We start from the raw sequence: 4,947 nt of genomic DNA on the forward strand, positions 1-4,947 counted from the left end.
AGAGGATTGCGATGGTGCATGCGCTTGAAATTCTACCCCATCAGCGTGGTATGGGTGTGGGTAAATGGCTGATGCGGCGCGCTGCGTTCTGGGCACAAAGCAAGGGTGCGACGCACATGTCTGTCATTTGCACCCAAGAAAATGCCGCAGTAAATGGGCTTTACACCTCGCTTGGGATGACGCTCACTGGGCAGTATCATTACCGGATTAAGACTGATTGAAGGACCCACACCATGACTAAGATTACAGCCCTCGATCTGCCAATGGTCGACCCACTTCCCGCGCAAACACAGAAGTATTTTGACATCTGCCAAGACAAGCTGGGCATGGTGCCAAACGTGCTGCAAGCGCATGCATTTGATATCGACAAGTTGAACGCCTTCACGGAGCTTTATAACGACATCATGCTGGCCGACAGCGGCCTGAGCAAACTTGAACGAGAGATGATCGCGGTCGTCACATCCTCGATAAACAAGTGCTTTTATTGTCTGACGGCACACGGAGCGGCGGTACGTCAACTTTCGGGTGACCCCAGTCTTGGCGAGAAGCTAGTAATGAATTGGCGCGTCGCTGATTTGGACGCACGCCAACATGCGATGTGTCTGTTTGCGGAACGTGTCACCAAGGAAAGCCACACGATCGAAGAGACAGATCGCCAAGCGCTGCGCGACGTGGGTTTCAGTGATCGCGATATCTTTGACATTGCAAACGTCACAGGGTTTTACAACATGTCCAATCGCGTGGCGAGTGCGATAGATATGCGGCCCAATGATGAATATCACGCGCAGAATCGGTGATCCCAAACAGATGATCTTACGCGCGCTTCTTTTTCTAACTTTCGCACTGGCCCCCGTCATGGCCAGTTCGGTTGAGCTGACGTTGCCCGGTTCTGCGCGCCAAACGGAGGGGCAGGACTTGGGCATAGACAGCTACGCATTGCCTATCGCTCCTTTTGATGGTTCCGTTATCCCATCACGCATTTTCGAGGGCTTCGTCACGCGACAAGCTTGGCGCGTTGAAGGGGGTGGCGTGACGCCTTTGCAAATGGTCCAACCCTTGCGCGAAGAATTGAAAACGAATGGTTATACGGTCCTTTTTGAGTGTGCTGACCGTGCCTGCGGAGGTTTTGACTTTCGATTTGAGACTGACGTCATTGATGCACCCAAAATGTACGTTGATCTGGATGATTATCGCTTTGTGTCCGCGATCAAAGGTGAAACAGACGCACCAAAAGCAGCCATTTCCCTTTTCGTCAGTCGCAGCGGCTCATCAGCTTACATTCAAATCATCCAAATTGCAATGGATGGTAGCGCGGGGATAAGCGTTTCCAAAGGCAGTGAAATGATGGCCAGTACCACCGCCACAGGAACGCCGCAAGCCGCGGGCAATGATCTCGCAACAGCCGCGCAATTGGACATCACTGGCCATGTTGCTTTGGGCGATTTGATCTTCAAGACCGGATCATCCGAGCTGGGTACAGGTCCATTCGCATCGCTGGCTCAAGTCGCGAGTTATCTTCGAGTAAATTCGAAACGCGAGATTGCTTTGGTGGGTCATACCGATGCGGAGGGCAGTTTGAGCGGAAACATCAAACTTTCCAAGCGCCGTGCTGATTCTGTACGCAAGCGCCTAATAGAGGCGCATGGTGTACCGAGCGCACAGGTTAGTGCAGAAGGGGTTGGCTTTTTAAACCCCATTGCCAGCAATCTGAACGAGGCTGGTCGAAATGCGAACCGCCGTGTCGAAGCTGTACTGATTTCAACCGAGTAATTGTCACGACGGTTAGTGCAAAATTTGACATGAAAGTTCATGTTCCTTAAGCGGGTAAATACCATCAGATAACAACCAGAATGGAACGGCCTGTGAATTTTTTAAAGTGTATATGTTTCGTGTTGGCGCTCTTGCTGCCGTCGCTTGCTTCGGCTCAGGACTTGATCGCGAACAAGCGTGTGGACAGTGTGTTTTTTGGTTTGATCAAGCCTGGTATCGCGCGTGCGCGCACGGCAGCGGATTATATCCAATGGGCTAAATGTCAGGTGCGAAGTGAGATATTTAGCAAAGATTTTTCAGGCTTCGGACATCTGAAAATTCCAGCGGCGACTCGTAAACTAAGCCCGATGAAAATCGTCTGCACGTACAATGGTAGCACCCGAAAATACACGATCGAAAGCGAGAAAATCTTTCTCGCGAACCCGTTCCACCGTGCATTGATCATGCGCGGTAGCCGCATGAAAAACGAGACCAAACGCGCGGTCTTACTCAAAAAGACACGAGAAAAACTGCAGTTTCGGGGCTATGGTAATTCTATCATCGTGAATTTTTGAACTGTCCTATGTTGTCAGCATTTTTAGACCCTGCGTGACGTCGGACCGCACTGCAAGGCGTAGGCCCGGTTCGTCGCCTGCCTTGAGCGCAGCAATGATGAGACGGTGAAAGTGCGGTGGATCTTTGCGACGTAGGCGTCCGTAAAGGGCACGCATTGTTGGGCCAAGCTGTAACCAAACTTGTTCAGCCATCGCCAGCATCGCAGGGGCCTGCGCGCGTAGATACAGCGTACGGTGGAATTCAAGATTTGTACGAATGTAGGCAACGGCATCTTGGCGCGCGATATGTTCGGCGATTGTACCGTTGATTGTTTGCAAACGTTCAATCAGCGCTATGTGTGCTCGCGGCAAGGCGCGGCTCGCGAGCTCTACCTCGATCAAAGCGCGCAAAGCGGCCAGTTCTTCAATGCGTTCATTGCTCAGTTCTGGCGTTGAAACGCGCCCAGAGCTGGACACGGACAAAGCGCCCTCTGCAACCAATCGGCGAATGGCTTCGCGTGCAGGGGTCATGGAAACCTCGAATTCCTCACCAATCCCACGCAATGTCATGGCTTGGCCTGGATTGATTTCTCCGTACATGATCGCTGTACGCAGTGTCCGGTAAACCCGATCATGGGCGGAGGGCGCGGCGTCAGAGCGGCGTGGGTTTATGAGCATGTGTACTTTGTGATCACAAAATGTAGTTCCGTCAAGTAAGCACGTCTAAAATCGATAGGCATGCAAGCCAGACCCGTTTTTGCGCAACCATGCACGCGGTGCTGCATAGGGGCCGTGAATGCGGGTCACAGTGTCCCAGAACGCGCTTGAATGGTTCATCTCCGCTAAGTGTGCGACCTCATGACCTGCGACGTAGTTCAGGACCTCTGGCGGGCATAAAATCAAACGCCACGAATACATGAGCGTTCCTGAGCTAGAACAAGATCCCCAGCGCGAGCGCGTGTCACGAATACTGATGCGCGCGTAAGGTTTGCCAAGAAGGTCAGCATAGTGGTCAGAGGTTGCGGCCAGTTTGTCACGGGCCATTTGCTTGAGAAAGGCCTGCACACGCTTGCCTGCTTGCTCGGGCGCGCCGGGCACATAGAGGATGTCACCGTCGAGAACAACGCGGCGACCTGGGCCTGTTTGAAGTGTACGCTGCGTACCTTCAATCGGCAGGCTGGTCCCGATTGCGATATCCAAATCAACGCCGCGTTGGTCCAAATGCCCCCGCAACCATGCCTCTTTTTCGCGCGCGAAGGCGATTCCCTCTGCTTCGCTCACCCGTTTGGGCAAAGTGAGCGTCACACGTCCGTCAAGCTGGCTAATGCGTAGGCTAATCCGCTTCGCACGCGCTGATTTACGCAAAATTATAGGAACTGGAGGGTTGCCTGATAGAATATGCTGCCCCATGTGTGCTTCTTGTCCCAATATCGCTGCAAAGCCTTTGACACCGTTCAAAGGTTATGGCAGTTGCCCTAGACTGATCTTAAGACCAATTCGTGAGGAATTTCCATGCCCAAGGAAGAATGGGGCGTCAAGCGCCTGTGCCCGACCACGGGCAAGCGATTCTACGATCTCAACAAAACTCCGATTGTCAGCCCCTATACTGGCGAAACAATCGAGATGGAAAACGGCAAAAGCCGGATGATCGCAGCTGATGCCGAAGATGCAGCGACAATGAAAGCCAAAGAAGCCGAAGAGGCTGACACAGATGATGTGGTGCTGGACGACGATGAAGACGTCGATCTGGATCTTGGCGATGATGTGCTGGAAGATGACGATGACGAAGACACGGTTTCTCTCGACGAAATCGCGGACGTCGCATCTGATGACGACGACAACTAATTAAGACGATTGCGTCGGGGTTTTGTGATTTTCACTTGATCCCGATGCGAACCTTCCCTAGACCCGCGCTCAATAGATGCGCTGTGTCTGTTTTTGGGGCCTTAGCTCAGCTGGGAGAGCGCCTGCATGGCATGCAGGAGGTCAGGAGTTCGATCCTCCTAGGCTCCACCAAACATCCTCTTAATTCATATTCGAACTGCCTCGCTTTATGTGTGTGTCGGTCCTGGTTTTGCATTCACTGCGTGAGCTTTTGAGTGCAAGAACTCAATATTCCCGTGCTCTGTTATAAATCCAATTACTCCTATGAAATCTGTGTGCTCGTCGGCAAATTTGAAAAGCAATCACCCGAAAATATTGAACAATTTACACATAAGTCGTCACGCAGGTTAAGTCGAGGTAATGGGGTAAGGCTTTACTGTGTGAAGCGCCCTGTGCAGGTTTTTCGCGGCGCAGAATTAATTTTAAAATAACACACATAAAAGGCCTGAGAAACACGCTCAGGCCTTTTAGAAAGAAGATCTGGATCAGAAACTACTGTGCGCCAAGTACAAGTGTCCAACGCGTGTTCGCACCAGAACCAGTACGGCCTAAGCCGAATTCTTTGAAATCTGGGTCAACGTTGTTTCGTTGATGGCCAGGTGAACTTACCCAACCATTCATCGCAAGGTTTTCATTGGCTTGGCCTTGCGCGATATTTTCGCCGATCGAGGTCCAATTATAGCCTGCAGCTGTTGCGCAAGAACCGATGGTTGACCCGTCTTTTCCGTCGTGGGAAAAGTAGTTTTGCGCCAACATATCA

Annotated in this window: 8 protein-coding genes and 1 tRNA gene; 6 read left to right on the forward strand and 3 right to left on the reverse strand. The window is 51.8% G+C overall.

Translation table 11 applies throughout. The features are described 5' to 3' along the window. From QZ279_RS07550 to QZ279_RS07565, 4 genes are all read left to right on the forward strand, one after another. Nucleotides 1-221 (forward strand): GNAT family N-acetyltransferase (locus tag QZ279_RS07550; RefSeq protein WP_293449691.1); only part of this gene is annotated, 221 nt, incomplete at its 5' end. A gap of 12 nt (nt 222-233) precedes the next feature. Further along, a complete protein-coding gene (locus QZ279_RS07555) occupies nt 234-797 on the forward strand; it encodes a peroxidase-related enzyme (protein WP_293449693.1) in 564 nt (187 codons plus the stop codon). Continuing rightward, entirely contained in the window at nt 769-1,770 is a 1,002-nt protein-coding gene (locus tag QZ279_RS07560) for an OmpA family protein (protein ID WP_293449695.1), read from the forward strand. Before QZ279_RS07555 ends, QZ279_RS07560 begins: the two co-directional genes overlap by 29 nt. 188 nt (nt 1,771-1,958) lie before the next feature. Beyond that, the gene (locus tag QZ279_RS07565; RefSeq protein WP_293449697.1) at nt 1,959-2,324 is read left to right on the forward strand and encodes a hypothetical protein; all 366 of its coding nucleotides are present in this window, start codon (nt 1,959-1,961) and stop codon (nt 2,322-2,324) included. 6 nt (nt 2,325-2,330) lie between these two features. On the opposite strand, the gene QZ279_RS07570 is transcribed toward QZ279_RS07565, so the two are convergent. Next, nucleotides 2,331-2,981, reverse strand: a complete 651-nt coding sequence (locus QZ279_RS07570) for a GntR family transcriptional regulator (protein WP_293449699.1) — start codon at nt 2,979-2,981, stop codon at nt 2,331-2,333. A 45-nt stretch (nt 2,982-3,026) separates the two neighbouring features. Further along, a complete protein-coding gene (locus QZ279_RS07575) occupies nt 3,027-3,713 on the reverse strand; it encodes a SprT family zinc-dependent metalloprotease (RefSeq protein WP_293449701.1) in 687 nt (228 codons plus the stop codon). 102 nt (nt 3,714-3,815) lie between these two features. On the opposite strand from QZ279_RS07575, the gene QZ279_RS07580 reads away from it, so the two are divergent. Further along, a complete protein-coding gene (locus QZ279_RS07580; RefSeq protein WP_293449703.1) occupies nt 3,816-4,148 on the forward strand; it encodes a TIGR02300 family protein in 333 nt (110 codons plus the stop codon). Between the two features lie 95 nt (nt 4,149-4,243). Beyond that, nucleotides 4,244-4,319 (forward strand) — tRNA-Ala (locus tag QZ279_RS07585). Between the two features lie 360 nt (nt 4,320-4,679). Here QZ279_RS07585 and QZ279_RS07590 read toward each other — a convergent pair. Next, on the reverse strand, nt 4,680-4,947 hold a 268-nt coding region (locus QZ279_RS07590), incomplete at its 5' end, for a CAP domain-containing protein (RefSeq protein ID WP_293449705.1).

The sequence above is a fragment of the Planktotalea sp. genome (genome assembly GCF_018607965.1).
GTDB lineage: Bacteria > Pseudomonadota > Alphaproteobacteria > Rhodobacterales > Rhodobacteraceae > Planktotalea.

What these genes read in the sequence shown, in the direction of transcription:
- QZ279_RS07555 (WP_293449693.1), top strand. Translation starts at nt 234, where the DNA reads ATGACTAAGATTACAGCCCTCGATCTGCCAATGGTCGACCCACTTCCC.
- QZ279_RS07560 (WP_293449695.1), top strand. Translation starts at nt 769, where the DNA reads ATGATGAATATCACGCGCAGAATCGGTGATCCCAAACAGATGATCTTA.
- QZ279_RS07570 (WP_293449699.1), bottom strand. Translation starts at nt 2,981, where the DNA reads ATGCTCATAAACCCACGCCGCTCTGACGCCGCGCCCTCCGCCCATGAT.
- QZ279_RS07575 (WP_293449701.1), bottom strand. Translation starts at nt 3,713, where the DNA reads ATGGGGCAGCATATTCTATCAGGCAACCCTCCAGTTCCTATAATTTTG.
- QZ279_RS07580 (WP_293449703.1), top strand. Translation starts at nt 3,816, where the DNA reads ATGCCCAAGGAAGAATGGGGCGTCAAGCGCCTGTGCCCGACCACGGGC.